This window comes from Knoellia flava TL1 (assembly GCF_000768675.1).
In the GTDB taxonomy this organism is placed as follows: domain Bacteria; phylum Actinomycetota; class Actinomycetes; order Actinomycetales; family Dermatophilaceae; genus Knoellia; species Knoellia flava.
This window is the reverse complement of the sequence record NZ_AVPI01000045.1, coordinates 1-25843: the sequence shown is the minus strand read 5'-3', so window position 1 is coordinate 25843 and position 25843 is coordinate 1. Positions and strand designations below refer to the sequence as shown.

The following is a 25843-nucleotide window of genomic DNA, read 5'->3' as shown; positions in this document are numbered from 1 at the left end:
TCCGCAACTCTGGTCGGTATGCCGGCATCTCGCCGGACGTTGCCCCTCGCCGTGGGTGGGCGCCCTGATCAGGCGCGGTTGCGCATCCAGTCGGAGAGGACGTGCTCAGGGATCGGCCGCTCCACCTTCGAGTCCCATGGCTGGCTCAGCCCGGCCAGGTCGAAGACCGCGCCGAGCAGAAGTGCCGTGAACCCCCACACGAAGAACCCGCCGGCCTCGAACCCCGGCCCGCGGTAGCCCGACGGGTGCGCCACGGTGAACCGGCGCGACGGGTCGAGCAGCTCGGCGACGGGCACGCGCTCGACGCGTTCGACCTCGCGCGGGTCGACGACGCTCACCGGCCCCGGCGACGGCCACCACCCGAGGACCGGCGTCACCGCGTTGCCGCTCGGGGTGAGGAAGAGCTCGGGCATGGCGCCGACGACGTCGACGCTCGCCGGGACGACCCCGACCTCCTCCTCCGCCTCGCGCAACGCGGCCTCGACCGGCCCGGCGTCGGTCGGGTCGACGCGTCCGCCGGGGAAGGAGACCTGGCCCGGGTGGGCCCGCAGGTCGCGCGAGCGCGACGTGAGGACGACATCGGAGCCACCGTCCGCGCTCGGCCCGAAGAGCATGAGCACCGCCGAGCGGCGGTCGACGTCATCGGGTGGCGCGAACGTCGTGAAGGCCGCGGGCTGCTCCTCGGCGATCGCCGTGAGCACCCGGGCCATCCAGTCGGGACGGGGTGCGCTCACGCCGTCTCCTCGACCCGCTCGCCGGGGAGCGGACCCGGCGGCGGGTCGGGCAGCACGGCACCCGGCGCCAGCTCGTACTTGAGGAGGGTGAGCGCCTTGACCGGGTCGGTCTCGCCCTCGCCGTAGGACGGGCACCAGCGCGCCACGGGGCACGCCCCGCACGCCGGCCGTCGGGCGTGGCAGGTGCGCCGGCCGTGGAAGATGAGGACGTGGCTGAGCATCACCCAGTCCTTGCGCGGGAAGAGCGCGCCGATCTCGTGCTCGACCTTGACCGGGTCGGTCTCCTCGGTCCAGCCGAAGCGCCGGGCGAGCCGGCCGAAGTGGGTGTCGACGGTGATGCCCGGGACGCCGAAGGCGTTGCCCAGGACGACGTTGGCGGTCTTGCGACCGACCCCGGGCAGGGTGACGAGGTCCTTGAGGCGGGCCGGCACCTCACCGCCGAACCGGTCGACGAGCGCCTGGCTCAGCGTGATGACCGAGTTCGTCTTGGCGCGGAAGAAGCCGGTCGGCTTGAGCACCTCCTCCATCTCGGCGCGGTCGGCGGCGGCGAGCGCCTCGGCCGTCGGCCAGCGCGAGAAGAGGATGGGCGTCACCTTGTTGACGGTGACGTCGGTCGTCTGCGCCGAGAGCACCGTGGCGAGGAGCAGCTGGAGCGGTGTCTCGAAGTCGAGCTCGGCGTGCGCGTAGGGATAGCGGTCGACGAGCGCGCGATAGATCCTGCGGGCCCGGCGGGTACGGGCGACGGGTGACTCTGCGGCATACGAGACGGGGTGGGCAGGCACGCCAGCCAGCCTACGTCTCGGCACCGACGGTGACCGTGCCCTCGTCACCCGCCCGGGCGAGCGACGGCATGGCACACTGTGCCCCGTGGATCACGACATCGTGCGCAAGGCCCCGTTGTTCGCCGCTCTCGACGAAGAGACGGCGGCCAGCCTCATCGCGTCCATGACCGCCCAGCACATGGAGCGCGGCGACGTGCTCTTCCACGAGGGCGACCCGGGTGACCGGCTCTATGTCATCGGCGAGGGCAAGATCAAGCTCGGCCGCTCCTCCGCCGACGGCCGCGAGAACCTCCTGGCGATCCTCGGTCCGGGCGAGATGTTTGGTGAGCTCAGCCTCTTCGACCCGGGGCCCCGCACGGCCACGGCCACCGCGGTCGCCGAGACCCAGATCGTCGGTCTCACGCACGAGCAGCTCAAGACCTTCCTCGCCGAGCGCCCCGGCGTCGCCGCGACCCTCCTCGCCGCTCTGGCCCGACGCCTGCGCCGCACCAACGAGTCCCTCGCCGACCTCGTCTTCACCGACGTCCCCGGTCGCGTGGCCAAGGCCCTCATCGACCTCTCCGACCGCTTCGGCCGGCCGGTCGAGGGCGGCGTCATGGTGAGCCACGACCTCACCCAGGAGGAGCTGGCCCAGCTCGTCGGCGCGTCCCGCGAAACCGTCAACAAGGCGCTCGCCGACTTCGCGACGCGCGGCTGGCTCAAGCTCGAGGCGCGCGCGGTCCTCGTCCAGGACATGGAGCGTCTCCAGCGCCGCGCGCGCTGACCGTCAGCCCACCCCGAGGTAGTCGAGCTGGGCGCGGATGCTCATCCGCGCCGCCGGCCAGACCTCCTGCGGTACGTCGGCATAGACCCGCGTGAGCACGCCCTCGACCGGGTCTGCCTCCTGGGCGGCACCGTCGGCGAGGGCCTGCCTCACCTGTTCGAGCCTCTCCCGCCGGTGCGTCCGGTAGAAGGCGACCATCGCCTTCGCGTCCGGCACGACCGGACCGTGGCCGGGGAGGATGCGGGTCACCTCGCCGTTGCCCGTGAGGTCCGCGATCCGTTCCAACGACGAGAGGTATGCCGCGAGCTCGCCATCCGGGTGCGCCACCACTGTGGTGCCCCGACCCAGGACCGTGTCGCCGGTGAGCAGGGCGTGGTCGGCGGCGAGGGCGAAGGACACCGAGTCGCTCGTGTGGCCGGGCGTGGCGACGACGCGGACCTCGAGCCCGCCGGCCCTGATGACCGACCCGTCGGCGAGGTCGTCGTGGCCGCGACCGACCGCACGGATGCGGCTGCCGGTGAGCTCGGCGAAGCGCGGCGCCGCCTCGGCGTGGTCGTGGTGGCCGTGGGTGAGGATCGTCTCGGTGACGCGCGCACCGGCTGCGGTGACGGTGTCGACGACCCGCGCGAGGTGGCCCTCGTCGAGCGGGCCCGGGTCGATGACGACGGCCTCGGTGCTGCCCGGCTCCAGCAGGACCCACGTGTTGGTGCCGTCGAGGGTCATCGGTCCCGGGTTGGGCGCGAGGACGCAGTGCGCCCGCTCGGTGACCTGCCCGCCGGCCCACACCTGCTCACTCATCCCCCCACCCTGCCACTGGGGTCGCCACCTGACCGCGGCGGCGCCGCACAGGTGCGCGTCGCCTCGGTCACCGATCAGTGTCCACCGCGGACACCTATGGGTGACCGACCTCGCACGACACCCTGTGCGGCTGCCGTCAGGGGATGTCGGAGCGCATGACGAGGCGATCGCCCAGGTCGACGAGCTGGGGTGACACCGCGGTGAGCACCGGCCGGTCGGCGAGGAACTCGTCCACCGTGGCGAACGCGTCCAGCTGCTCGAGCATCACCACCGTCGGGGGCAGCATCACCGCGTCTCCTTCGGCGTATGCCGTGAGGAGACGTCGCGGGAGCACCCACGCGTCGTGGTCGGTCTCGCCCGACTTCCCGAGCGCCGTCTGGTCCGCCGGCATCGCGGCAGCGAAGAACCAGGTGTCGAACCGGCGCTTCTCGAAGGGTGGGGTGATCCAGTGCGCGCGCGGCACGAGGTCGGCCGCCGACAGCCGCAGGCCGCACTCCTCCTCGACCTCGCGGACGGCGGCCGCGAGCAGCGGTGCCGCCTCGGCCGGGCCCACACCCATGGCATCGGCGGCCTCGGTCACGACGCGCGCGTCGAGCTCGACCTCGGCGTCCTCGGGGTCGACACCGCCACCGGGGAAGACGTACATCGACGGCGCGAACGCCATCGTCGACACCCGCCGCTGCACGAAGACCGCCGGTCCGTCGTCGGTGTCACGGACGACGAGGACGGTGGCCGCGCCCCGGGGAACCAACGGCTCCCCCGGGGACGCGAGCCACGCGCGCGCGTTCTCGACCCACGCCTGCGAGCGCGGAGCCTCGAACTCGCGCCACGGCATACGGAAGGAGGAGGGTCTCGTCAGTCGGCGACGTGGACGATGATCTCGACCTCGACGGGCGCGTCGAGGGGGAGGACGGCGACGCCGACGGCCGAGCGCGCATGGACGCCCCTGTCGCCGAAGGCCTTGCCGAGCAGCTCACTGGCGCCGTTGATGACGCCCGGCTGCCCGGTGAACGCCGGGTCGGAGGCGACGAAGCCGACGACCTTGACGACACGCTCGACCTTGTCGAGGTCGCCGACGACCGACTTCACGGCCGCGATGGCGTTGAGGGCGCAGAGCTGCGCGAGCTCCTTGGCGCGCTCGGGCGACACGTGGCCCTCGCCCTCGCCCACCTTGCCCGTGTCGGCGAGCTGGCCGGACACCATCGGCAGCTGGCCGGAGGTGAAGACCCTCGAACCGTCCTGGAGGGCCGGGACATAGGCGGCGACCGGAGCGGCCACCTCCGGGACGGCCAGACCCAGCTCCGCGAGGCGGTCCTCGACTGCACCCATGGTCAGGCTCCCTTCGGACGCTTGAGGTAGGCCACGAGACCGTTGCCGTCCGGGCCGGGGACGACCTGGACGAGCTCCCAGCCGTCCTCGCCCCACTGGTCGAGGATCTGCTTCGTCGCATGGATCATGAGCGGCACCGTCGCGTACTCCCACTTCTGCATGGCGCCCACCCTAGTGGTGCCCACCGTAGGCTGGCACCGTGCCCTCATCTGCCCACCCGAACCTGCCGGCCGCCCGGCTGCACGTCGTCACCGGCAAGGGCGGGGTCGGCAAGACGACGGTCGCGTCCGCCCTCGCCCTCGCCCTCGCCAGCACCGGCAAGCGGGTGCTCGTCGCCGAGGTCGAGGGTCGCCAGGGCCTGTCCCAGACGTTCGACATCCCACCTCTCGGCACCGACGAGGTCCGGCTCGTCTCGCACCCGAGCGGCGGCGAGCTCTGGGGGCTGTCGGTGGACGCGAAGGCCGCGCTGCTCGAGTACCTCCAGCTCTTCTACAAGCTCGGCCGCGCCGGGTCGGCCCTCGAGAAGGTCGGCGCCATCGACTTCGCGACGACGATCGCGCCCGGGGTGCGCGACGTCCTCCTCATCGGCAAGGTCTACGAGGCGGCCGGTCGCCCCAAGGGAGGCCGCGGGTCCAAGGGCGCGGGCCTGCACTACGACGCCGTCGTCCTCGACGCCCCGCCGACCGGTCGCGCCGTGCGCTTCCTCAACGTCAACGCCGGAGTCGCGGACGTCGCCCGCATGGGTCCGATCAAGTCGCAGGCCGACTCGATCACGCGAATGCTGCGCGACCCCCGCACCCTCGTGCACATGGTGACGCTGCTCGAGGAGATGCCGGTGCAGGAGAGCCTCGACGGCCTGCGCGACCTCGCCGACGTCGGCCTCCACATCGGCGCGATCATCGTGAACCAGGTCCGCGAGCCCCGGCTCTCGCCCGACAACCTCCACGCCCTCGAGGGCTCAAACGACGCGCTCGACGAGCTGCTGCGCACCGAGCTCACCGAGGCGGGGCTGCGCCCGACCAACCCGATGGTCCAGGGGCTCGTGCAGGAGGGTCGCGACCACGCGCTGCGTCTCGAGCTCCAGTCCGAGATGGCCCTCGACATCGCCGAGGCCGGGCCGCAGGTCATCGAACTGCCGGCCCTTTCCGACGGGGTCGAGGACGGTGGGGTCGCCGTGCTCACCGACGAGCTGCTCGCCCAGGGGGTGGCGTGATGGCGTCCCGAGGGGCACCCACCCACGACATCCTCGACGTCGACGCGCTGCTGGCCGACGAGGGCGTCGGCATCATCGTCTGCTGCGGCAGCGGCGGAGTAGGCAAGACGACGACCGCCGCGGCCCTCGGCATCCGCGCGGCCGAGACGGGACGCAAGGTCGTCGTCCTCACCATCGACCCCGCACGGCGGCTCGCCCAGTCGCTCGGGCTCACCGAGCTCGACAACACCCCGCGCCCGGTCGCCGGCGTCGACACGTCGGCGGGCGGCTCGCTCGACGCGATGATGCTCGACATGAAGCGGACCTTCGACGAGGTCGTCGAGGCTCACGCCACTCCCGAGAAGGCCGCCCAGATCCTCGAGAACCCGTTCTACCAAGCGGTGTCGAGCAGCTTTGCCGGGACGCAGGAGTACATGGCGATGGAGAAGCTCGGCCAGCTCCGCACCCAGGCCGAGCGCGACGGCACGTGGGACCTCATCGTCGTCGACACTCCCCCGTCGCGGTCGGCGCTCGACTTCCTCGACGCCCCCAAGCGGCTCGGCTCGTTCCTCGACGGGCGGTTCGTCCGCCTCCTCATGGCCCCGGCGAAGGCCGGCGGTCGCGCCTACCTCAAGGTGTTCAGCGTCGGGGTCGACCTGGCCCAGCGCACCCTGAGCCGGGTCCTCGGCGGCCAGATGCTCCAGGACGTGCAGACCTTCGTCGCCGCACTCGACACGATGTTCGGCGGCTTCCGCGAGCGGGCCGACGTCACCTACGCGCTCCTCAAGGAGGACACGACCGCCTTCGTCGTCATCGCCTCCCCGGACCGGGACGCACTGCGCGAGGCCGCCTTCTTCGTCGACCGCCTGGGACAGGAACGTATGCCGCTCGCGGGCGTCGTCGTCAACCGTCTCCAGTCGCTCGGGGCGGCAGCGCTGTCGGCCTCGCGCGCCGAGGACGCCCTCGAGCAGCTGACCGAGGAGGGCAAGGGGGACTCGCTCACCGCCGCCCTGCTCTCCCTGCACGTCGACCTCGCGTCGGCGGCGGCCCGGCAGCATGCCTTCGTGTCACGGTTCGCCGCCTCGCACCCGCACGTGCCCCTGTCGACCGTCCCGGCGTCGGCCACCGACGTCCACGACCTCGACGGGCTGCGCGAGGTGGGTGCGGCCCTCGCCGGCTGAGCGTTCCCGGGCAAACGAATGCCGGGCCGGCCACGGAGGGCACGACCCGGCATACGGGTGCAGGTGGTCAGCCCTGGGCGCGGGCGATGACCGTCTTGGTGAGGACGTCGCGCCAGGAGCGGACGTCGGGGTGGCGGCGGAGCAGCGCGCGCCGCTCTCGCTCGGTCATGCCGCCCCAGACACCGAACTCGGTCTTGTTGTCGAGGGCGTCGGCGAGGCAGTCGAGCGACACGGGGCAACCGCGGCACACGATCTTGGCGGTGCGCTGTTCCTTGCCCTGGACGAAGAGCGCGTCGGGGTCGGTGCCCACGCAGGTACCGCGGGTCGACCAGTCGGATGGAGCGGACGAGGTGATGGCAGGAGCTGTGATCGTCATGCGAGTGTCCCTTGGCTGGGCCATTCCCTCCCGAATGGCGTTACCGGAAAACTAGGCAGTGGCGGGGACCTGCGCTATGACCAATTTGGGGACTAGTCATATGGTTCGTAATAACTAGTTATGTGCTAGGCACTTTCCACAACGTGGGAGGTCGCGGGCCTGCGGCGCTGCGACCGGGGCCATCACATCTTGCCGCGTTACCCTGCGGGCATGGAAGGTCGCGCCCACAACCTGCCCCACGTGCTTCGACTGCTGCTGGGGCTCGTCGTCCTGAGCACCCTCATGGGGCTGCTCATGGCCGGCATCGCCATCCCCGCGATCGGGGCCGGGGGCAGTGCCACCACGAGTGGGGTCAAGGCCTTCAACGACCTTCCGAGCGAGTTCTCCGTCTCTCCGCTCGCCCAGCAGTCCAAGATCCTCACGGCCGACAACAAGCTCATCGCCAACCCCTACGACGAGAACCGGATCATCGTCAGCCTCGACAAGATCTCGCCGTGGATGCAGAAGGCGCAGATCGCCATCGAGGACTCCCGGTTCTACGAGCACGGCGGCCTGGACGTGCGCGGCTTCACCCGCGCGATGGTGTCGAACTTCTCGAGCGGTGACGTCCAGGGCGCCTCGACCCTCACCCAGCAGTACGTCAAGATCACGTTGCAGGAGAACGCTCTTCGTCGCGACGACAAGGAGGCTGCCAAGGCCGCCGTCGCCAAGACCTACACGCGCAAGCTGCAGGAGCTCAAGTACGCGCTCGACGTCGAGCGCAACTACACCAAGGAGCAGATCCTCGCGGGCTACCTCAACCTCGTCTACTACGGCGACCAGGCCTACGGCGTCGAAGCTGCCGCGCAGAACTACTTCGGCGTGAGCTCCAGCAAGCTCACGCTCGTCCAGTCCGCGCTGCTGGCGGGCATCGTCCAGCAGCCGACGAAGTACAACCCGGTCCTCAACCCCAAGAACTCGCAGGCCCGCCGCAACGCCGTCCTCGACCGCATGCAGGCCCTCGGCATGGCCACCGCCGCGGAGGTCGCAGCCGCCAAGAAGGTGCCGGTCGCGAACATGCTCGGCAACCGCAAGCCGCCGAAGGGCGTCTGCCAGCGCTCGAGCGAGCCGTTCTTCTGCGCCTACATGATGGAGTACCTCCAGAAGTCCCCGCAGATGGCCGTGCTCGGCAAGACCCCGGCAGAGCGCCTCAAGAACATCAACCAGGGCGGTCTCGTCATCAAGACGACGCTCGACAGCAAGCTGCAGGCGGCGACCCTCAAGGCCCTCACGGACGCCGTGCCGGTCGGCAACAAGAGCAACCTCGGCGCGGCCTCGACGGTCATCGAGCCCGGCACCGGCAAGGTGCTCGCGATGGCGCAGGCCACCGACTTCGGTGACAGCCAGCTCAACCTCAACGTCGACCAGCGCTACGGCGGCAGCCAGTACGGCTACCAGTTCGGCTCGACCGCCAAGACCTATGCGCTCGTCGCCGCGCTCGAGTCGGGCATGCCGCTCGACGGCACGATCGACGCCCCGTCGGCCTCCCCGGACGACCCGCACATGTTCACCCGTGCGGAGATGAAGGGGCGGTGCAACTCGGACAAGGACTGGGAGGTCGAGAACGACTACCGCAGCGGTGGCGAGATGAGCCTCGCGAAGGCCACTGCCGAGTCCATCAACACGGCGTTCGGGCAGCTCGTCATCGACACCGGCTGCCAGAAGGTCTACGACACCATGAACCGCATGGGCGTGCACCAGGGCGACGGCAAGCCGATCTACAACTCCGTCGCCTCGATCACGCTCGGCGCCGGCACGATGACCCCGATGACGGCAGCGGCGTCCTACGCGACGCTCGCCGCACGCGGCAAGTTCTGCGAGCCGACCCCGATCGCCTCGATCACGACGTCGAACGGCAAGGTCATCAAGGTGCCGCCGACGACGTGCAAGCAGGTCGTCCGTGCGGATGTCGCCGACGGGGTCAACCTCCTGCTCCAAGGCCCGCTGAGCGACCGCCGGGGCACGGCCAAGGGCGTGTGGGACGTCACCAAGCGCCCGGCTGCCGGCAAGACGGGCACGACGAACAACCACAACCAGTCGTGGTTCATCGGCTACACGCCGCAGCGCGCCGCTGCCGTCTGGGTCGGCAACGTCAAGGTCGCCCGGGCCAACGGGCAGCTGCTCACGCTCAACGGCAAGTGCTTCAACGAGTACGGCTGCAAGAGGAGTGTCTTCGGTGGCACGATCGCCGCCCCGGTGTGGTCGAAGATCATGACAGCCGCGACACGCGGCCTTCCCGTCGTCCGTTTCACCGAACCGTCGGCCGCCGTGCGCAACGGCAACTACGTCGCACTCCCGGATCTCGCCGGCCGGAGCGTCGAGGCCGCGACGGAAGCGCTGCGCGCCGGCGGTTTCTCGGTCAGGATCGGTGGCCGGGTGGACTCCCCCATCCGGGAGGGCCGGGTCGCCTCGACGAACCCGAGCCGTCGAGCGCCCAAGGGCAGCACGGTGACCCTGCTGATCTCGAACGGCAACGGCAGCAGCGCGACGCCGACCCGGACCACCGAGCAGCCCCGCACGTCGATCGTCACCCCGCCACCGGTCCCGGACACGACGCGACCCGGCAAGGGCAAGGGCAAGCCGCCGAAGCCGCCCGGCGGCAACGGCTAGGACGACCTCAGCCGGCGAGGACGCGCTTCACGATCGCGGCCACCCGCCCACCGTCGGCGCGGCCGGCGACCTCGCCCTGAGCGACCTTCATGACCTGCCCCATCTGCGCCATCCCGCTCGCGCCGGTCGACTCGACGGCGGAGCGCACGATGCGCTCGAGCTCGGTGTCGTCGAGCTGCGTGGGGAGGTAGCCCTCGAGGACGGCGAGCTCGGCGTCCTCGGTCTCGGCGAGCTCGGTGCGGCCTGCGTCGGTGTAGGCGGTCGAGGCCTCCTTGCGCTTCTTGGCCTCCTTGGCGATGACCTTGAGGACCTCGTCGTCGCTCAGCTCCTTGGCCTCGTCACCGGCCACCTCGGCGTTGGTGATCGCGGTGAGCGTCATGCGCAGCGTGCCCGAGCGGACCTTGTCCTTGCTCCGGATCGCGTCGTGCAGGTCGCTCTGGAGCCTGCCCTTGAGAGTCGTGTCGGTCATGCCCCCAAGTCTGACACCCGGCGTCAACCGGGATACTGGCGTGATGACCTCGACGACCGGGACCGCCCTGACGACCCTCGCCGGCGTGGCCGCCACGGGGGTCGCCTGCGTGGCCTACGCAGCCCTCGTCGAGCGCAACTGGTTCACCCTCCGGGAGGCCACCGTGCCGGTGCTGCCGCCGGGGTCAGCGCCTGTCACGGTGCTCCAGGTGAGCGACCTCCACCTCACGCCGGGACAGCGTCGCAAGATCGACTGGGTTCGCGACCTTGCCTCTCTCGCACCGGACTTCGTCGTCAACTCCGGTGACAACCTCGCCCACGTCGAGGCGGTCCCACCGCTGCTGCGGGCGATGGAGCCGCTCATGGACTACCCGGGCGCGTTCGTCCTCGGCTCCAACGACCGCTATGCGCCGGTGCCCAAGAACCCCGCGCGCTATCTCACCCCCGGATACGCGAAGGCTCCGAAGGCGCCCCGCGGCGACCTGCCCGTGGACGAGCTTGTCGACGGGCTCGTGGCCGGCGGCTGGTCGGACCTCGACAACGCCCGCACGACGGTCGACATGGGTGGCCACCGGGTCGAGCTCGTCGGCGTCGACGACCCGCACATCGACCGGGACAGGTATGCCGGTGTGTCCGGTCCCGCCGCCACGGACGTCGCGCTCACCCTCGGTCTCGTGCACGCGCCCTACCAGCGTGTCCTCGACGCGATGGCGGCCGACGGGGCGAGGCTCATCCTCGCCGGGCACACCCACGGCGGCCAGCTCGCGGTCCCGCTCTACGGCGCCCTCGTCACCAACTGCGACCTCGACCGCGGCCGGGCCAAGGGCCTGTCGCGCTGGTGGCCGGGCGCGGGAGGCACGGCGCCCACGCGACCGGACGACGCGGCATACTTGCACGTCTCGGCCGGTCTCGGCACCTCGCCCTACGCTCCGTTGCGCTTCGCGTGCCGCCCGGAGGCCACGCTCCTGACGCTCGTCGGTCGCTGACCCGCGACCTTCCCGGAACCGATTTCGGGACGGGCGGGAGCGTCAGTTATCCTCTGGTGTCGCTGCCTGCGAGGGTGGCGGAGTGTCACGGGGTGTGGCGCAGCTTGGTAGCGCGCTTCGTTCGGGACGAAGAGGTCGCAGGTTCAAATCCTGTCACCCCGACAAGTGAGGGCCCGGTGTCCGACTTCGGTCGACCACCGGGCCCTCGCCGTCGTCTCGGCACCTCAGGGCTAGCATTCCCGGCGTGAACGGGTGGGCGGGCGTCGCGGTGGTCGGGCTGTCCCTCCTGGCGTGGTCGATCGTCATCGATGTCAGGTACGACATGGACGACCGGCTCGCCCGATGGCTCGTCCCGGCCGTTCGGCGGTGGGGTCGGTGGTACGCCCTCGGCGCGTTCGTCCTCAGCCTCTCCGGCCTGGCGGTGTTCGCTGCGCTGGCGTGCATCGGATACGCCCTGGCCGGGCCGCTGGGCGACCCTCGATGGGCCCTTCTCGTCCTCTACCCGGCTCAGCTGCTCTATGCCCCGAGCGTGCTGGCGATGGCCCCTTCCGACCCGCACATGTACCGCTTCTGGCGGGAGTCCCTGCGCAGGAGCGGCGCGCGAGCAGCCGAGGAACGGTGGATCGCATGGTCGGGAGGCGTGCCGGCCTTCATGGGGATGGTCGCCCTGATGGTGTCCCTCTTCCCCGTCTTCCTCGGCTAGCCCGAAGATCGCTTGGGGTCAGACGCCGACCGCGGTCGGCTGGGTCGACGCCTCCTCGGGCAGCCCGTCGTTCCAGTAGTCGAAGGTCTGGGTGACCCAGAAGACGGCGAAGGCGACGAGCAGGACGACCTCGACCCAGAGCACCCACTCGGTCGGGGTGCCGCCGCCGAGGAACTGGTCGACGACGACGAGGACGATCGCCACGGCGAAGGTCACGGCCATGACGCCGGCGGTGACGGCATACGTCATGCGGTAGGACTTCGCCTCCCGGCTCGGCTCACGACCCGGTATGCCGTCCCGCCGCCTCGCCGCGTGCCGAGCGTTGACGAAGGCCACCGCGGTGATGAGGCCGAAGAGCGGCACCGCGGCGCCGAAGTGCGCCGTGTCGAGGAACGAGTCGCGTGCGAAGCGGAACCACAGGACGAACGCCACGAAGACGCCTGCGGCGAGGAAGAAGCCGATCCTGGTCGCCCGCGAGGACTGCCGTCGCCCGATGACGATCCACGCGCCGAGTCCCAGGCCGAGGACTCCGAGGGCGATGAGGCCCCAGACGTTGTTGACCACGGACGGCACGAACTCGGGCGGCACCGAGCAGCGGCCCTCCGGGTCGCACGGCGCGCCGCCCGCACCGCGCGGGGTCGGCACGAAGGCGACGACCGGGGCGAGCATGCCGGCGATGTTGAGGGCGGTGTCCTCGAACCCGCGCCGGCCGACGATCGCGACGAGGCTGATGCCGATGGCGACGAGGGCGCCGACGAAGACGCTGCGCGCGGGCGTGTAGTAGTAGGCGCTGATCGAGCCGAGGTTCCGGTTGGCCGCGGCTCCGCCCAGCCGCTCCGCCCACACGCAGAAGAGGAGCAGGACGACGAGGCCGACGAGGCTGAGCCGGAGGTAGCGGTAGGTCCGGACCGAGGCGCTGGCCCGGACCCGTGGTGGCGTGATGGCCCCTGCCGAGGCCTCGGCTCCGGCGGGGGTGGCCGGCGCCGGGCGCGGGGTGTCGGGCAGCTGGGCTGACAGGTTGCTCATGGCGCGCTCCTCTCGACGACATCAGTGTGTCGCCCTCAAGGAGGCGCGAGAAGACCCCGAGATACGTGCGGGCGGAGTGGGCCCGGGACGCGCGGTTCGTCGTTGTGGGGGACAGGCCGCCGGGCTGCTCCTACCCTCGAGGGATGGCCCACCGCGCCGACCCGCCGACGAGCGTGCGCAACGCGGCCGAGGCGGTCGCCCTCCACGGCGCCCTCGGCTCGGCCTACCTGACGGGCATGTGGGTAGGCGACCCCCTCGCCGATGCCTGCGCCGACGAGGCTGGCCGCATCGGGCGTGGTCACTTCATGCGGCTGCTGCGCACGGCGCTCGCCGAGGGCATCGAGGCGGTCCCCGACGCGCCGGAGAGCCTCGTCGCCCTTTTCGCGCAGCTCGACGACATGCCCGACTGGGTCGACCTCCCAGCGATCGACGACGGAGTCCGCGACTTCGCGCGCTACAGCCGGGAGACCGGCATCGTCCTCGGGGCCGCCTCACTCCTCGTGGGCTACGCCAACCCCACTGCCTCACGCCCGCTGCAGATGACTGGCCGCTACGTCGAGAGCGCCGGGATGCGCACCATCGAGGTCGCGACCTGGCTCCGTGCGGTGACGAAGCCGGGTGGGCTGGAGCGGTTCTCCCCCGGCTTCGAGCGCACCGTCCGGGTGCGGATGATCCACGCCTTCGTGCGCCGCCACCTGCGCGACGACCCGGCCTGGGACCACGAGGCCTGGGGCGAGCCGATCTCACAGGCCCACCTCGCCTACACGGTCGACGAGTTCTGCCTCATCGTCATCAGGGCCCTGGCACGCGTCGGTGTCCACTTCCGCCCGCACGAGATCGCCGACGGCCACTACGCGCGCTGGCGCTACCTCGGCCACCTGCTCGGCGTCGGCCCGGAGTTGCTGCCCGCGACCCCGGCCGACCAGGAGGCGCTGGAGGAGCTGCACCTCATGACCCGCCCGCCGGTGGAGGACTTCTGCCGGGCGCTCGTGCGTGGGATCAACACCGAGTTCCTCGTGCCCGAGCTCGACCTCCTCCTCGGGCCTTTCCGCCGCTGGTCGCCGACCACCGTCCACGGCCTCGAGCGGCTCTTCCTCGGCGACGACATCGCCGACGACCTCGGCGTGCCCCCGTCGCGGGTCGGGCCCGTCGTCGCCGGGCTCGGCCGGCCGCTCGGTGTGCTCAACCGGGGGATGGACCGCTCCCCCGCCCTTGTCGAGTGGCGGCGCCGACGTGGTGAGGCCTACGCCGACCGTCAGGAGGTGCGGCTGCGCACGACCTACGGGGTGACCCACGAGATGGTCGACGACTCCCCGGCCTCCGGCGCGCCACACCCCGCACGCGTCGACGGGTGACGGCCCGACGTATCAGCGCGGCGCCACGGGCCTCCTCCTTGGTGGCCCTGCCAGGAGGAGCGAAGGGCGGGACCCCGAGCATCAGGGGCGCACACGGCATACCCGGCTGAAAGGACGTCGGGTATGCCGTGCCTCGCGACCGCGTCAGGCCTGGCCGACCGACTCGCGCAGCTCGGTGAACCACGGCACCGACGCGTCGAACGCCTTGCCGCCGGCGATGCGGGGGAACTCGACGGCGCGCAGCTCGTCGCCGCGCTCCTCGTCCTCGCCGACGACGCCGGACTCGCCGCGCAGGGCGGCGTCGACGGCGTAGTCGGTGCAGCGCCGGATGAGCGCGAGGTCCTCGGCGTTGGCCGCGGCCGACCGCGAGAAGTAGCCGGACTTCTGGACCATGACCTTCTCGGCGCCGAGCCGCTCGGCGAACTGCTTGCCGAACCACGCGCCGGGGTTGACCTTGTCGAGCTGGACGTGGCCGAAGGGGTCGACCGGCACCTCCTGGCCGGCGGCCTCGAGCTCGGCGACGACCTCGCTCACCCCGGCACCCTCGGAGAGGAAGATGTTGACGCAGCCGATCTCGTCCATGACCGCCTTGAGCCTGGTGCTCTCCCCGGCGAGGTCGATGGGCGCCTCCGGCACGAAGACGGCGTGGACGTCCCAGCGGCGGGGGTCGAGACCGATGCCGGGCAACCACTGCTGCTCGGCCACCCAGGCGTGGTGGCGACGGGCGGTCTCGGCGGTGAGCCAGCCGCAGTGACGGCCCATGACCTCGTGGATGATGAGCATCCGAGGGTTCGAGGAGTGCTCGGCGAGGACGTTGCGGGCGAAGAGGGCGCCCTGCTCCGCGGCCGTCCACGCGCCGAGGGACTGGCGGATCGGGATGACGTCGTTGTCGATCGTCTTGGGCAGGCCGACGACGGTGAGCGGGTAGTCGTTGCTCGCGAGGTAGGCGGCGAGGTCGGCGGCCGTGGTGTTGGTGTCGTCGCCGCCGATGGTGTGGAGCACGTCGACCCCGTCGGCGGTCAGCTGCTCCGCGGCGACGTGCAGCGGGTCCTGGCCCTCCTGCACGAGGCCGCGCTCGACGCAGTCTGCGACGTTGGTGAGCTTGACCCGGCTGTTGCCGATCGGCGAGCCACCGAAGCGGTGGAGCAGCGCCGCGTTCTCACGCACCTCCGGCGTCACCTCGACGGAGCGGCCGGTGAGGAGGCCGGCATACCCGTTCTGGTAGGCGATGATCCGCACGTCGGGAGCGATCTCGGTGTAGCGCTCGATGAGCCCACCGACGGCGGACGAGAGACAGGGCGCGAGGCCACCGGCGGTGAGCAGGGCAACGGTCTGGACAGCCATGGACCCAGTCTCTCAGTGTGACCGGCGGCACAGTCATCGAGTGACCGAACCGTGGACGCCCGTCAGTCGCAGGGGCGCGACACCGTCGGCGGCGGGTCCTTGCGGACCGCGACGGGCTTGGGCAGCTCGGCGACCGGCGTGACCTGCTCGAAGTGGTTGGCGAGCACGACGTCGATGACCATGTTGTCGCGCGGGACCTCGCGCAGCACGGCCCCCTTGATGTGGCGGGCGACCTGCGCGGCGGCGAGGTCGGCGTCGGGTCCGTGGCGGATGACGGCGACGTCGTCGGGCAGGAAGGACTGGTCGGGGTCGTTGCCCTGCTTGCCGCCCTTGAACCCGCGGGCGGTGAGCTCGGCCATGGCCTTCTTGGCGAGGCCGGGCTTCCACGTCGCGTTGTAGACGTTGACCGTGTAGGACTTCATGGCCGGCGGCTTCGGCGGCGGGCCGGGGAGCAGCCCGGCCCAGTCGGCGCCGAGGACGAACGAGATCGAGGTCCCCTGGCGGCCGTCGAACTCGAGCTCGGCCCCGTCAACGTTCTGGGCGGCGAGGAGGGCCTGGTCGAGCCCGTCCTTGCCGTGGTAGATCCGCACCGGCGCCTTGACGAAGAGCGTGCGCGGGGCGGTCGACGCCTCGACGACGGTGAACCCGCGGCGGGTGAGGTCCTTGGCGACCTGGTGGGCGGCACCGTTCTGGCCCGAGGTGTTGAGCACCTTGATGTTGAACGACCCCGGCGCCGGCGCGAGCACCTTGACCGGCTCGCACGCCGGCGCGGCCGGCTCGCTCGACATGAGCCCGGTGCCGTATGCCGTGGCGATGCTCGCGGTGCCGAGCAGGACTGCCGGGATCGTGATGAAGGCGGCGAGGTGGCGGAACTGGTAGCGACGCCAGATCTGGTCGTCGGTCAGCTCCTCCTGGGTGCGGGCCCGCTCGAGGAGCTCACGGTGGACCGTGTCGCGGGTGAGCCCGAGTCCTCGGCGGGCGAGGTCGCGGGCGGCATGGCCTGTCCGCGCGGACAGCGACGACGGCTCGGTCGGCGACGGCTTCCTGCTTCCGAACACGGTCACTCCTTCCCGGTCCTGCGACGCCACGTCCCGACGCCGCAGACAAATCTCACCACGAGTCACATGAGTCACAGGAGTAACACGCCCATTTCGTCACCAACCCGAGACCGAGGCCCTTCCCGGCTCCTGCAGAGGCACGGTGACAGGTCGAGGTGTCCGACGTCTGGCCGCAGGGTCACGCCGGGGTCAAGGCACGCGGAGAGGCGCCCGCGCGGCGGACCCGCGTCACGGACCGCGTCGCGCTGCGCCCCGTGGGAGACGACTCCGCCGACTCCGGCTCAGAGGGTCGCGGCGACGAGCTCGGCCGTCTGGAGCATGTTGAGCGCGGCGCCCTTGCGCAGGTTGTCACCACAGACGAAGAGGTCGAGCGTGCGCGGGAAGTCGATGGCCTGCCGCATGCGCCCGACGAACCTCGGGTCCGCACCGACGATGTCGACCGGCGTGGGGTAGTCGCCGTTCTCGGGGTCGTCCATGACGACGACGGCCGGCGCCTCGACGAGCGCCTGACGGGCCTTGTCGACCTGGATCGGCTTGGCGAAGGTTGCGTGCACCGACACCGAGTGCGTCGAGACGACCGGGACCCGCACGCACGTCGCCGAGACGCGCAGGTCGGGCATGCCGAGGATCTTGCGCGTCTCCTGGCGGATCTTGGACTCCTCCGAGCTCCAGCCGTCGCCGACGTGCGAGCCGGCGAAGGGCAGGACGTTGAGCGCGAGGGGACCGCCGAAGAGGCTGGGCCCGAGCTCGTGCTCGATGACCCGGCGGACGTCGCCCGGGCTCATGCCGAGGTCGCGCTGGCCGCCGACGACGGCCATCTCGTCGTGCAGGCGCGCCATGCCGGCCCGTCCGAGACCCGAGGCCGCCTGGAAGCTCGTGACGACGAGCTCGGTGAGCTCCCACTGCGCGTGGAGCACGGCGAGCACGTCGATCATCGTCATGACGGTGGCACCGGGGTTGGCGATGATGCCGCGGGGGCGCTCGCTCACCGACTCGGGGTTGATCTCGGGGACGACGAGCGGGACCTGCGGGTCGCGCCGGAACGTCGGGCTGTTGTCGATGACGACGGCGCCGCGCTCGACGGCCACCCCTGCCCATTCCGCGGAGATCTCCGGCGGGATGTCCACGACGGCGATGTCGACGCCGTCGAAGAACTCGGGGGTCAGGGCCTCGATGGTGAGGTCCTCGCCGGCCACACGGCATACGGAACCGACGTCCTCGGCACCGGCGGCGAGGCGCACGTCACCCCAGACATGGCGGCGCACGGGCAGGACGTCACGGACGACGGTGCCGACGGCGCCCGTGGCCCCGACGATGGCAAGGGTGGGTGGCGGTGGTGTCACGATGCTCCTGGCTCGGGGGTGCGACGCGGGCGCGGCTCAGCGGTGCGGGCTCGGCTCAGTGGCGCGGGCGCGGGTCAGCGGCCCGTGCCGGCGTAGACGACCGCCTCGCCCTCCTCGGAGTCGAGCCCGAAGGCGGTGTGCACGGCCCGCACGGCGTCGTCGAGCAGCTCGCTGCGGGTGACGACCGAGATCCGGATCTCGGAGGTCGAGATCATCTCGATGTTGACCCCGGCCTCAGCCAGCGCACGGAAGAAGGTCGCGGAGACACCGGGGTTGGAGCGCATCCCGGCGCCGACGAGCGAGAGCTTGCCGATCTGGTCGTCGTACTGCAGCCCGCTGAAGCCCACCGGGCCCTGGATGGCCTGGAGCGCCTCCATCGCGCCCTGACCGTCGGTCTTGGGCAGCGTGAACGAGATGTCGGTGAGGCCCGTGTCGGTGGCCGAGACGTTCTGGACGATCATGTCGATGTTGGCCTCGGAGGCGGCAACAGCGGTGAAGATCTCGGCCGCCTTGCCCTTCTGGTCCGGGACACCGACGACGGTGATCTTGGCCTCGCTGCGGTCGTGTGCGACGCCGGCGATGATCGGGGCTTCCACGGCTTCTCCTTCGGTGCCCTCGGAGCCGGGCTGGTCGGTGACGATGGTGCCCTCCTTCGGCGTGAAGGAGGAGCGGACGTGGATGGGGATGTCGTAGCGGCGGGCGTACTCGACGCTGCGGAGGTGCAGCACCTTGGAGCCGCACGCCGCGAGCTCGAGCATCTCCTCGGCGGAGATGCGGTCGATCTTGCGGGCCTTCGGCACGATGCGCGGATCGGCCGTGAAGACGCCGTCGACGTCGGTGTAGATCTCGCACACGTCCGCACGCAGCGCGGCCGCGAGCGCGACGGCGGTCGTGTCCGTGCCGCCACGACCGAGGGTGGTGATCTCCTTGGTCGTCTGGCTCACGCCCTGGAAGCCGGCGACGATGACGACGTGGCCCTTGTCGAGCGCCTCGGTGATGCGACCGGGGGTGACGTCGATGATCTTGGCCTTGCCGTGCGCCTCGTCGGTGATGACCCCGGCCTGGCTGCCGGTGAACGAGCGGGCGCTCATCCCGAGGTCGTGGATCGCCATCGCCACGAGCGCCATGCTGATCCGCTCGCCGGCGGTCATGAGCATGTCGAGCTCGCGCGGGGGCGGCAGCGGGCTCACGTCCTGCGCGAGGTCGAGCAGCTCGTCCGTGGAGTCGCCCATCGCGGACACGGCGACGACGACGTCGTTGCCGGCCTTGCGCGTCTCGGCGATGCGGCGAGCGACACGCTTGATGCTCTCGGCATCGGCGAGCGAGGAGCCGCCGTACTTCTGGACGACGATGGGCACGTGCACTCTCCTGCGGTGGTCGCGGAGTCTGGTCGGCAGCGAGTCTAACGACGTGCTCGACCGGCCGGTCCCACGCCCGTATGCCGGTCCGTCACCGCGCGCTGCCGCCACGACTCGGCGCCACTGGAGGTGTGCCGGTCTCAGCGTGCGTCGAGCAGGTCGCCGACGACGACCTCGAGACGGTCGATCTCGGCCGCGGTCAGGTGGGCCCCGAGGTCGTCGAGGACACCGGCGATCGAGACCTCGCCGAGGTCGGCGTGCTCGGTGGGCCGATCGGGTCGGCGCACCGAGACACCGTCCAGGCTCAGGGTCGTCACGCGCGAGCCGCCGTCGTCGTCGGTGCCGTGGCGCGTGCACATGAGGGTCGACCGGAAATGGCTGCGGGGGTGGCTGCTCGTCCAGAGGTGGCCCATCTCGACGTCGACGGGCTGGACGGGCAGCGCGTCGGCGGTGTGCACGTACTCCCACCGCCCGTGGACGAGGCGGTCGAGCGCCCATGAACCGGCGCCGACGTCGCGCACCCGGTGGCGCCAGCCGCTCCACACGACCTCTGCCCCGTCGACGAGCGGCACCGGGCCGAGCGGTGGGCGGCCGATGCCGGGGTCGACGAGGAGCCGCTGCCCGTCGAGGTCGACGACGAGGACGAGGTGCGTGCGTGGGGTCGTCGCGACGTCGCCCACGCGCCCGAGGTGACGGGTGACGGCATACCCGAGTCGTTCGAGAACGGCACCGAAGAGCGTCGCGTGCTCGAAGCAGTAGCCGCCACGGCCACGACCGACGAACTTCTCCTGCACCGCCTCGAGCCCGACACCGGGGTGGGTGCCGAGGAGGACGTCGAGGTTGTCGAACGTGAAGGTGAGGGCGTGCGCGAGCTGCAGCCGCGCGAGCGCGTCGATGCCCGGAGCCTGCGCGGCGGCGCCGGTGCGCGCGAGGTAGGCGTCGAGGTCGAGGCGGTCGACGGTCCACGGGTCGTTCATGACCCGATTCCACCACCTCCACCGCACCTGAGATCCAGCGTCGCGGTTCGGTGTCGACTTCGACGATCCTCCACCTCGTATGCCGTCCCGGCACCTACTGTGCTCGGCATGAGTTCCGATGGGGCAGGGGCCACCGGCGGGATCGTCGTGACCGGGGTGCACCGGGCCTTCGGCGACGTCGTCGCGGTCGACGACATCTCGCTCGTCGCGCGGCCCGGCGAGGTCACCGCGCTCATCGGGCCGAACGGCGCCGGCAAGACGACCCTTCTCCTCATGCTCGCGACCCTCCTCGTGCCCGACCGCGGGACGATCACCATCGACGGCTTCTCGCCGGTGGACGAGCCTCGGGAGGTGCGCCGCCGGATCGGCTGGATGCCTGACGGGTTCGGGACCTGGGACGCCCTCACCGTGCGCGAGGTGCTCCACACGATCGGCGCCGCCTACGACCTGCCGGCGGCCGAGGCGCGCGCCCGCACCGACGAGGTCCTCGAACAGGTGCACCTGGCCGACCTCGCCGACCGGCGGGCCCGGGTCCTCTCGCGCGGCCAGAAGCAGCGGCTCGGCATGGCCCGCGCGCTGCTCCACCGCCCGACGACCCTGCTGCTCGACGAGCCCGCCTCCGGCCTCGACCCGCGCAGCCGGATCGAGCTGCGCGACCTCGTGCGCGGCCTCGCCGCCGCCGGGACGACCGTCCTCGTGTCGAGCCACATCCTCACCGAGCTCCAGGAGATGGCCGACCGCGCCGTCATCGTCTCGCGCGGTCGCACCGTCGAGACCCAGGCCGTGGACGGCGCTGCCCCGGTGTCGCGCACCTGGCGGATCTCGGCGCTCGACCGGGCTCGCCTCGTGGCCTTCCTCGCCGACGAGGGGCTGCCATGGCGCGACGCGGGCACCGCCGTCGACGTCGAGCTCGCAGGCGACACCGACGCTGCCGAGCTCCTCGTGAGGCTCGGCGGCAGCGGCGCTCGCGTCACGGCATACGCACCGCTCCACGGCGAGATGGAAGCGGCCTACCTCGCGGCGACGGAGGACCGGCAGTGAACCTGCGACGGCTGTGGACGGTGGCGCGGCTCGAGCTCGTGCAGCGCCGGAGGACGTCGCGCTGGCCGATCGTCCTCGGCGCGTGGTTCGTCGTCATCGCGCTCGTGACGTTCGCGTCGTGGCGGGCGGTGCGTGGTGAGAGCTTCGCGTCCGGGCCCTCGCTCTATGACGTGACGACGTTCTTCGTGCTCATGCTCGGGATGCTCGTCGTGCCCTCGCTCACCGCGACCACTGTCAACGGCGACCGGGAGCACGGGGTGCTCGCGACGCTCCAGACGACGCTCGTCACCTCGTGGGAGCTCGTCCTCGGCAAGCTGCTGGCGTCGTGGGTCGTGTCGATGGTCTTCCTCGCCACTGCGTTGCCCTTCCTCGCGTGGGCGTGGGTCGCGGGCGGGCTCTCCGTCGGGCGGATCCTGCTCTCGCTGCTCGTGCTCGTCGTCGTGCTCGCGGTCGTGGCGGCGGTGGGCCTCATGTTCTCGACGCTCACGGCCCGCCCGGTGGCGTCGGCGGTGCTCACCTACCTCACGCTGGCCGCGCTCGTCTTCGGCTCGCTCATCGGGTTCCTGCTCACGGCGGTGCTGCTCACCGACACCGTGACGGTGAGGGTCAACGGGGTGCCCGAGAGCTACTGGGCCTCCGAGATCGAGCCTCCGGTGACGTCGGAGCCCGGCGCCGAGGGCTTCGTGCTCCAGCCGACGCAGGCCGACTGCGAGGAGTTCACGCGCACCGAGCAGGCCTCGCGCACCGACCGGATCTGGCCGCTGCTCGCGGTCAACCCCTTCGTCGTCGTCGCCGACGCCGCACCCTCGCGGCTTGCCGAGACCGGCACGTTCACCGGTGGCTTCACCCCGATGCGGTGGATCAGCGACGGCTCGCGGGACGCGAAGGCCGGACCGGGCGAGGGGGGCGTGCGCGACGAGTGCTCGTTCCTGCCCGAGGCGGGCTCGCCGGTCGGCGACAGCGCCACGACGGACGCGGCGTTCGAGGCCCGGGAGAAGGCGCAGGATGCCGCCGACCGGGCCAGGCGCGACGCCAACCCGGTGTGGCCGTGGGGACTCGCGTTCCTCGGTGCGCTCGGGCTCACCTCGGTCGTCGTAGCCGAGCGCCGCGTGCGCACCCCGGTCCGACGCCTGCCGAGCGGCACCCGCATCGCCTGAGGGGGGTCCGCCTCAGGGGTGGAGGGCGTCGAACTCCGCCTCGGAGACCGCGTCGGCGTCGGCGTCGAGCCGGACGTGGGCGAGGAGGGCCTGGAGCACCCGCAGCGCACTCGCCGCCCGCTCGCCCCAGTCGGACAGGTAGCTGAACTGCCACCACCACAGCGCCTCGAGGATCCGGCCCTCGTCGTAGTGGCGCAGGCCATGGGCGAGCGCGGAGGCCACGACGGTGAGGTCGTTCGAGACCGACCCCGTCGTCAGCTCGGGCTCGGTGACCGGGTCGACGACGTCGGCGTACTCGTCGAGGCCCTCGAGGAGGTTCGTGAGGCTCTCACGCAGCGGGTCGAGCTCGACGTCCGGGCCGGGGTCCACCTCGAACCGGTCCTCCGGGACGATGTCCTCGATCGCCCCGAGCCGTGCGCCCATGACGAGCACCTGCGAGAGCGCGAGGAGACCGAGCGGGAGCGCGGCCGCCGGGTTGGCGCCGGACGCGATGTCGGTGACGGTGGCGAGGTAGGTGCGGGCCTCGTGGGCCGAGTCGTCGGCCAGCGCGCGGAGGTCGGACATCGTGTCCGCCGCCTGCTGCTCGGCGGCTGCGTCCGGGCCGGCGGGCTCGTCAGGCATCGAGGAGCCTCCGTCCCTCGAAGGCGCGACCGAGCGTCACCTCGTCGGCGTACTCGAGGTCGCCACCGACCGGCAGGCCGGACGCGAGGCGGGTGACCTTGATGTCCATGCCCTTGAGGAAGCGCGCGAGGTAGCTCGCCGTCGCCTCGCCCTCGAGGTTGGGGTCGGTGGCGATGATGATCTCGGTGACCTCGCCGCTCGCGAGCCTGGTCATGAGCTCGCGGAAGGTGAGGTCGTCGGGGCCGATGCCGTCGATGGGGCTGATGGCACCGCCGAGCACGTGGTAGCGCCCGCGGAACTCGCGCGTCCGCTCGATGGCGACGACGTCCTTCGGCTCCTCGACGACGCAGATGCTCGTCGCGTCACGGCGGGGGTCGGCGCAGATCCGGCACTGCTCCGACTCGGCGATGTTGTGGCACGTCACGCAGAAGCGGACCTTGGCCTTGACCTGGGTGAGCGCGTCGGTGAGGCGCTGCACGTCGACGGCGTCGGACTGGAGCAGGTGGAAGGCGATGCGCTGCGCACTCTTGGGCCCGACACCCGGAAGTCGGCCGAGTTCGTCGATGAGGTCCTGCACTGCGCCTTCGTACACACCCCGAGCCTAGGCCACGGCGCACCCGGCGGCGGCCTCCCGCACGGGCGTCACGGCATACGGAGGTCCCGGCATACGAGGGCGTCGGCATACGGAGGGAAGGTGAAGGATCCGGACGGAACATTTCCCTCCGGACCCGCAACGTTCCCTCATGGGGAGCAGAAGCTGAGGTCAGTCGTCGGGGTCGTCGGTGGCGGGGCGCTCGTTGTAGGTGTCGGCGCGCTCCTGCCCGGTGAGGGCGGCGATGGCGTCCATGACGTCGTCGGTGAGCTGGCGACGGGCGCGGCCGGCGGGCAGGCCGGCATACGCGGACGGCTGAATCGGTGACCCGAAGGCCACGGTGACGTCGGCCAGCTTGAGCCCGCGGGCACCGACGGGCTGGACCTTGTCGGTGCCGATGAGGCCGACCGGCACGACGGGGACGCCTGCGGTGAGCGAGAGGAACGCGACCCCGGTGCGCCCACGGTAGAGGCGGCCGTCGCGCGAGCGTGTGCCCTCGGGATAGATGCCGAACGCCTTGCCCGCACGGAGCACCTCGAGCGCGAGGTCGAGCGAGTCCTTGGCGTTGCTCGAGCTGTCGCGGTCGACAGGGATGGCGTCTCCGGCCTCCATGAAGCCGCGCACGAAGCGGCCGCGCACGCCGGTGCCCGTGAAGTACTCCGCCTTGGCGAGGAACGAGACCTTGCGCGGAGCGGCCACCGGGATGGCGAACGAGTCGATGAACGACAGGTGGTTGCTCGCGAGAAGCACGCCGCCGGTCCTGGGCACGTTGTCCTTGCCGAGGATCGTGGGACGCCAGATCGCGTGGGCCAGCGACATCACCGCGGTGCGGCTCACCCAGTAGTAGGTGCTCATGCGTCCTCTTCGGAGATGACCTTCCCGCCCAGGACTCGCTCCACGACGGGGACACCGACCTCGCCGAGGCCCTCGATGTCCTCGTCATCGTCGCTGATCGCGGAGTCATCGGCGACAGGCGTCTCATCGGGGTCGGGCTCGGCGGCCACGACCTCCCGTGCCCGCGCGAAGGGACTGATCGGCGTGTCGGACCCGTCCGACGTCGCCCACGCCGGCGCGGCACCGGTCCCGTCACCACCGCTGCCCCAGTCCGGTTGCGTCGTGGGCGGCTGGCTCGGCACGTATGCCGTCGGCTCGCCTCCGCGGTTCGCCGCGTCACTCGCGGCGGCGCCGTTGGCCTCGGCCCGGGCCTGGGCCGACTGCTGCGGGGCAGCCGGGCGCTCGGGCTGGGCCTGCGGCACGGGGTCGGGTCGGTTGGGGTCGATCGTCGGCACGCCCACCGTCCCGCCGATCGCGGACCCGTCGGCGGGGACGCCCTCGACCTTGGCGTCGATGCCGAGCACGTCGATGAGGGCCTGCTGGACGTAGGTCGCGTGCGGACCCCGGCGGAAGGTGTTGGCCAGACCGGTCGTCGCGATGCCGAGCAGGAGACGCTCGCCGTCGTAGTCGAGCACCTGGGCGTGCTCGGAGACGAAGGTCCACGTCGTCCGTCGCAGCTCGAAGACCTTGGCGAGGATGTCGGGCCACGACCGTCGGATGGCGGCGGTGTCGAGCCCACCCGGCGTGTGTGCGGGCGCGCCCCCCGCCGGCGGCGACCCGGGCGTCCGGGACGGCATCGTCTGCGGGTGCGGCGCCGGGCTCGGGTGCCCAGGGGGACCAGCCTGCGGTCCGTCTCCATCGCGCTGCGGCGGGACCGGGCGGCTCTGTTCGCGCTGCTGGGGCTGAGCGGGTTCGATGAACTCCGGCTCCTCCGGCAGGTCGTGCTCCTCGGGCGGTGGCTCGTCGTGGGGCGGCGGGCCGGACGGCCCACGGTCGGGCACGACGGGCATGACGACGGGGACGCCGGCGTGCTGCGGCCGCTCGTCGGGCTGGACGGACGGCTGCACCCGGGGTGCCACGGGGGTTGCCCCACCGTCGGGCGCCGATCCGGCGGGGACATCTGCGTCGGGCGACGTCGCGGCGCCGGATACCGTCGCCGGGGCGGCCGGAGCCGAG

Annotated in this window: 27 protein-coding genes and 1 tRNA gene; 10 read left to right on the top strand and 18 right to left on the bottom strand. The window is 71.6% G+C overall.

The genetic code is table 11. The features are described from left to right. Positions 1–68 precede the first annotated feature (68 nt). Together N798_RS12890 and nth are read right to left on the bottom strand one after the other, a co-directional pair. Positions 69–734 (bottom strand): NUDIX hydrolase, encoded by a 666-nt coding sequence (locus tag N798_RS12890; RefSeq protein WP_229708379.1) that lies wholly within the window; start codon positions 732–734, stop codon positions 69–71. Next, positions 731–1516 (bottom strand): endonuclease III, encoded by a 786-nt coding sequence (gene nth / locus N798_RS12885; RefSeq protein ID WP_035949042.1) that lies wholly within the window; start codon positions 1514–1516, stop codon positions 731–733. The genes N798_RS12890 and nth overlap by 4 nt, the downstream gene beginning before the upstream one ends. Before the next feature lie 85 nt (positions 1517–1601). On the opposite strand from nth, the gene N798_RS12880 reads away from it, so the two are divergent. Beyond that, a complete protein-coding gene (locus N798_RS12880) occupies positions 1602–2279 on the top strand; it encodes a Crp/Fnr family transcriptional regulator (RefSeq protein WP_035949040.1) in 678 nt (225 codons plus the stop codon). 3 nt (positions 2280–2282) lie between these two features. Here the strand turns inward: N798_RS12880 and N798_RS12875 are convergent, their stop codons facing one another. From N798_RS12875 to N798_RS18190, 4 genes are all read right to left on the bottom strand, one after another. Beyond that, positions 2283–3077, bottom strand: coding sequence for an MBL fold metallo-hydrolase (locus tag N798_RS12875; RefSeq protein WP_035949037.1), 795 nt, complete (start codon positions 3075–3077; stop codon positions 2283–2285). A 136-nt stretch (positions 3078–3213) separates the two neighbouring features. Then, complete coding sequence (locus N798_RS12870; RefSeq protein ID WP_052117324.1) at positions 3214–3912, bottom strand: NUDIX hydrolase; 699 nt, start codon at positions 3910–3912, stop codon at positions 3214–3216. Between the two features lie 20 nt (positions 3913–3932). After that, the gene (locus N798_RS12865; RefSeq protein ID WP_035949035.1) at positions 3933–4406 is read right to left on the bottom strand and encodes a RidA family protein; all 474 of its coding nucleotides are present in this window, start codon (positions 4404–4406) and stop codon (positions 3933–3935) included. Between the two features lie 2 nt (positions 4407–4408). After that, positions 4409–4567, bottom strand: coding sequence for a DUF4177 domain-containing protein (locus N798_RS18190; protein WP_146132895.1), 159 nt, complete (start codon positions 4565–4567; stop codon positions 4409–4411). 38 nt (positions 4568–4605) lie between these two features. Here N798_RS18190 and N798_RS12860 point away from each other — a divergent pair, with 38 nt between their 5' ends. Next, on the top strand, positions 4606–5619 hold the full coding sequence (locus N798_RS12860) for an ArsA-related P-loop ATPase (protein ID WP_052117322.1): 1014 nt from the start codon (positions 4606–4608) through the stop codon (positions 5617–5619). Further along, positions 5619–6779 (top strand): ArsA family ATPase, encoded by a 1161-nt coding sequence (locus N798_RS12855; protein ID WP_035949033.1) that lies wholly within the window; start codon positions 5619–5621, stop codon positions 6777–6779. Before N798_RS12860 ends, N798_RS12855 begins: the two co-directional genes overlap by 1 nt. A 67-nt stretch (positions 6780–6846) precedes the next feature. On the opposite strand, the gene N798_RS12850 is transcribed toward N798_RS12855, so the two are convergent. Next, on the bottom strand, positions 6847–7155 hold the full coding sequence (locus tag N798_RS12850) for a WhiB family transcriptional regulator (RefSeq protein WP_052117321.1): 309 nt from the start codon (positions 7153–7155) through the stop codon (positions 6847–6849). Between the two features lie 210 nt (positions 7156–7365). Between N798_RS12850 and N798_RS12845 the strand changes: the two genes are divergently transcribed. Further along, positions 7366–9804 carry a transglycosylase domain-containing protein gene (locus N798_RS12845; RefSeq protein WP_035949031.1) on the top strand — a complete coding sequence of 813 codons (2439 nt, stop codon included), beginning with the start codon at positions 7366–7368 and terminating at the stop codon, positions 9802–9804. Between the two features lie 7 nt (positions 9805–9811). On the opposite strand, the gene N798_RS12840 is transcribed toward N798_RS12845, so the two are convergent. Beyond that, the gene (locus N798_RS12840) at positions 9812–10273 is read right to left on the bottom strand and encodes a GatB/YqeY domain-containing protein (RefSeq protein WP_035949029.1); all 462 of its coding nucleotides are present in this window, start codon (positions 10271–10273) and stop codon (positions 9812–9814) included. A 43-nt stretch (positions 10274–10316) separates the two neighbouring features. Here N798_RS12840 and N798_RS12835 point away from each other — a divergent pair, with 43 nt between their 5' ends. The 3 genes from N798_RS12835 to N798_RS12825 all read left to right on the top strand — a co-directional run bounded on the left by N798_RS12835 (position 10317) and on the right by N798_RS12825 (position 11961). Then, the gene (locus tag N798_RS12835; RefSeq protein ID WP_035949023.1) at positions 10317–11258 is read left to right on the top strand and encodes a metallophosphoesterase; all 942 of its coding nucleotides are present in this window, start codon (positions 10317–10319) and stop codon (positions 11256–11258) included. 88 nt (positions 11259–11346) lie between these two features. Continuing rightward, positions 11347–11420: transfer RNA gene (locus N798_RS12830), tRNA-Pro, on the top strand. Between the two features lie 82 nt (positions 11421–11502). Then, positions 11503–11961, top strand: a complete 459-nt coding sequence (locus N798_RS12825) for a hypothetical protein (RefSeq protein ID WP_035949022.1) — start codon at positions 11503–11505, stop codon at positions 11959–11961. Between the two features lie 18 nt (positions 11962–11979). Here N798_RS12825 and N798_RS17480 read toward each other — a convergent pair whose 3' ends face one another. Then, positions 11980–12987, bottom strand: coding sequence for a hypothetical protein (locus tag N798_RS17480; RefSeq protein ID WP_052117319.1), 1008 nt, complete (start codon positions 12985–12987; stop codon positions 11980–11982). A gap of 143 nt (positions 12988–13130) precedes the next feature. Between N798_RS17480 and N798_RS12815 the strand changes: the two genes are divergently transcribed. Beyond that, positions 13131–14342, top strand: a complete 1212-nt coding sequence (locus N798_RS12815; protein WP_035949021.1) for an oxygenase MpaB family protein — start codon at positions 13131–13133, stop codon at positions 14340–14342. A gap of 144 nt (positions 14343–14486) precedes the next feature. Here the strand turns inward: N798_RS12815 and N798_RS12810 are convergent, their stop codons facing one another. The 5 genes from N798_RS12810 to N798_RS12790 all read right to left on the bottom strand — a co-directional run bounded on the left by N798_RS12810 (position 14487) and on the right by N798_RS12790 (position 20422). Beyond that, positions 14487–15686, bottom strand: coding sequence for a pyrophosphate--fructose-6-phosphate 1-phosphotransferase (locus N798_RS12810; RefSeq protein ID WP_035949020.1), 1200 nt, complete (start codon positions 15684–15686; stop codon positions 14487–14489). A 62-nt stretch (positions 15687–15748) separates the two neighbouring features. Further along, on the bottom strand, positions 15749–16744 hold the full coding sequence (locus tag N798_RS17475) for a LytR C-terminal domain-containing protein (RefSeq protein WP_156971734.1): 996 nt from the start codon (positions 16742–16744) through the stop codon (positions 15749–15751). 281 nt (positions 16745–17025) lie between these two features. After that, complete coding sequence (locus N798_RS12800) at positions 17026–18087, bottom strand: aspartate-semialdehyde dehydrogenase (RefSeq protein WP_035949018.1); 1062 nt, start codon at positions 18085–18087, stop codon at positions 17026–17028. A gap of 74 nt (positions 18088–18161) precedes the next feature. Next, positions 18162–19445, bottom strand: coding sequence for an aspartate kinase (locus N798_RS12795; protein ID WP_035949016.1), 1284 nt, complete (start codon positions 19443–19445; stop codon positions 18162–18164). Between the two features lie 140 nt (positions 19446–19585). Continuing rightward, the gene (locus tag N798_RS12790) at positions 19586–20422 is read right to left on the bottom strand and encodes an arylamine N-acetyltransferase family protein (RefSeq protein ID WP_035949014.1); all 837 of its coding nucleotides are present in this window, start codon (positions 20420–20422) and stop codon (positions 19586–19588) included. 108 nt (positions 20423–20530) lie between these two features. Here N798_RS12790 and N798_RS12785 point away from each other — a divergent pair, with 108 nt between their 5' ends. Together N798_RS12785 and N798_RS12780 are read left to right on the top strand one after the other, a co-directional pair. Next, positions 20531–21463 (top strand): ABC transporter ATP-binding protein, encoded by a 933-nt coding sequence (locus N798_RS12785; RefSeq protein WP_035949229.1) that lies wholly within the window; start codon positions 20531–20533, stop codon positions 21461–21463. Next, positions 21460–22620, top strand: a complete 1161-nt coding sequence (locus N798_RS12780) for an ABC transporter permease (RefSeq protein WP_052117314.1) — start codon at positions 21460–21462, stop codon at positions 22618–22620. Before N798_RS12785 ends, N798_RS12780 begins: the two co-directional genes overlap by 4 nt. Positions 22621–22632: 12 nt before the next feature. On the opposite strand, the gene N798_RS12775 is transcribed toward N798_RS12780, so the two are convergent. The 4 genes from N798_RS12775 to N798_RS12760 all read right to left on the bottom strand — a co-directional run. Then, positions 22633–23241 (bottom strand): DUF5063 domain-containing protein, encoded by a 609-nt coding sequence (locus N798_RS12775; RefSeq protein WP_035949012.1) that lies wholly within the window; start codon positions 23239–23241, stop codon positions 22633–22635. Beyond that, the gene (gene recR / locus N798_RS12770; RefSeq protein WP_035949011.1) at positions 23234–23833 is read right to left on the bottom strand and encodes a recombination mediator RecR; all 600 of its coding nucleotides are present in this window, start codon (positions 23831–23833) and stop codon (positions 23234–23236) included. Before recR ends, N798_RS12775 begins: the two co-directional genes overlap by 8 nt. Before the next feature lie 171 nt (positions 23834–24004). Next, a complete protein-coding gene (locus N798_RS12765; protein ID WP_035949010.1) occupies positions 24005–24688 on the bottom strand; it encodes a lysophospholipid acyltransferase family protein in 684 nt (227 codons plus the stop codon). Then, positions 24685–25843 (bottom strand): DNA polymerase III subunit gamma/tau domain-containing protein (locus tag N798_RS12760; protein ID WP_462937161.1); only part of this gene is annotated, 1159 nt, incomplete at its 5' end. The genes N798_RS12765 and N798_RS12760, both read right to left, overlap by 4 nt.

Coding starts and splice junctions, on each gene's coding strand:
- N798_RS12855 (WP_035949033.1), top strand. CDS start 5,619: ATGGCGTCCCGAGGGGCACCCACCCACGACATCCTCGACGTCGACGCG.
- N798_RS12840 (WP_035949029.1), bottom strand. CDS start 10,273: ATGACCGACACGACTCTCAAGGGCAGGCTCCAGAGCGACCTGCACGAC.
- N798_RS17480 (WP_052117319.1), bottom strand. CDS start 12,987: ATGAGCAACCTGTCAGCCCAGCTGCCCGACACCCCGCGCCCGGCGCCG.
- N798_RS12775 (WP_035949012.1), bottom strand. CDS start 23,241: ATGCCTGACGAGCCCGCCGGCCCGGACGCAGCCGCCGAGCAGCAGGCG.
- N798_RS18190 (WP_146132895.1), bottom strand. CDS start 4,567: ATGCAGAAGTGGGAGTACGCGACGGTGCCGCTCATGATCCATGCGACG.
- N798_RS12865 (WP_035949035.1), bottom strand. CDS start 4,406: ATGGGTGCAGTCGAGGACCGCCTCGCGGAGCTGGGTCTGGCCGTCCCG.
- N798_RS12815 (WP_035949021.1), top strand. CDS start 13,131: ATGGCCCACCGCGCCGACCCGCCGACGAGCGTGCGCAACGCGGCCGAG.
- N798_RS12765 (WP_035949010.1), bottom strand. CDS start 24,688: ATGAGCACCTACTACTGGGTGAGCCGCACCGCGGTGATGTCGCTGGCC.
- N798_RS12785 (WP_035949229.1), top strand. CDS start 20,531: ATGAGTTCCGATGGGGCAGGGGCCACCGGCGGGATCGTCGTGACCGGG.
- N798_RS12845 (WP_035949031.1), top strand. CDS start 7,366: ATGGAAGGTCGCGCCCACAACCTGCCCCACGTGCTTCGACTGCTGCTG.
- N798_RS12835 (WP_035949023.1), top strand. CDS start 10,317: ATGACCTCGACGACCGGGACCGCCCTGACGACCCTCGCCGGCGTGGCC.
- N798_RS12850 (WP_052117321.1), bottom strand. CDS start 7,155: ATGACGATCACAGCTCCTGCCATCACCTCGTCCGCTCCATCCGACTGG.
- N798_RS12875 (WP_035949037.1), bottom strand. CDS start 3,077: ATGAGTGAGCAGGTGTGGGCCGGCGGGCAGGTCACCGAGCGGGCGCAC.
- N798_RS12870 (WP_052117324.1), bottom strand. CDS start 3,912: ATGCCGTGGCGCGAGTTCGAGGCTCCGCGCTCGCAGGCGTGGGTCGAG.
- N798_RS12790 (WP_035949014.1), bottom strand. CDS start 20,422: ATGAACGACCCGTGGACCGTCGACCGCCTCGACCTCGACGCCTACCTC.
- N798_RS12810 (WP_035949020.1), bottom strand. CDS start 15,686: ATGGCTGTCCAGACCGTTGCCCTGCTCACCGCCGGTGGCCTCGCGCCC.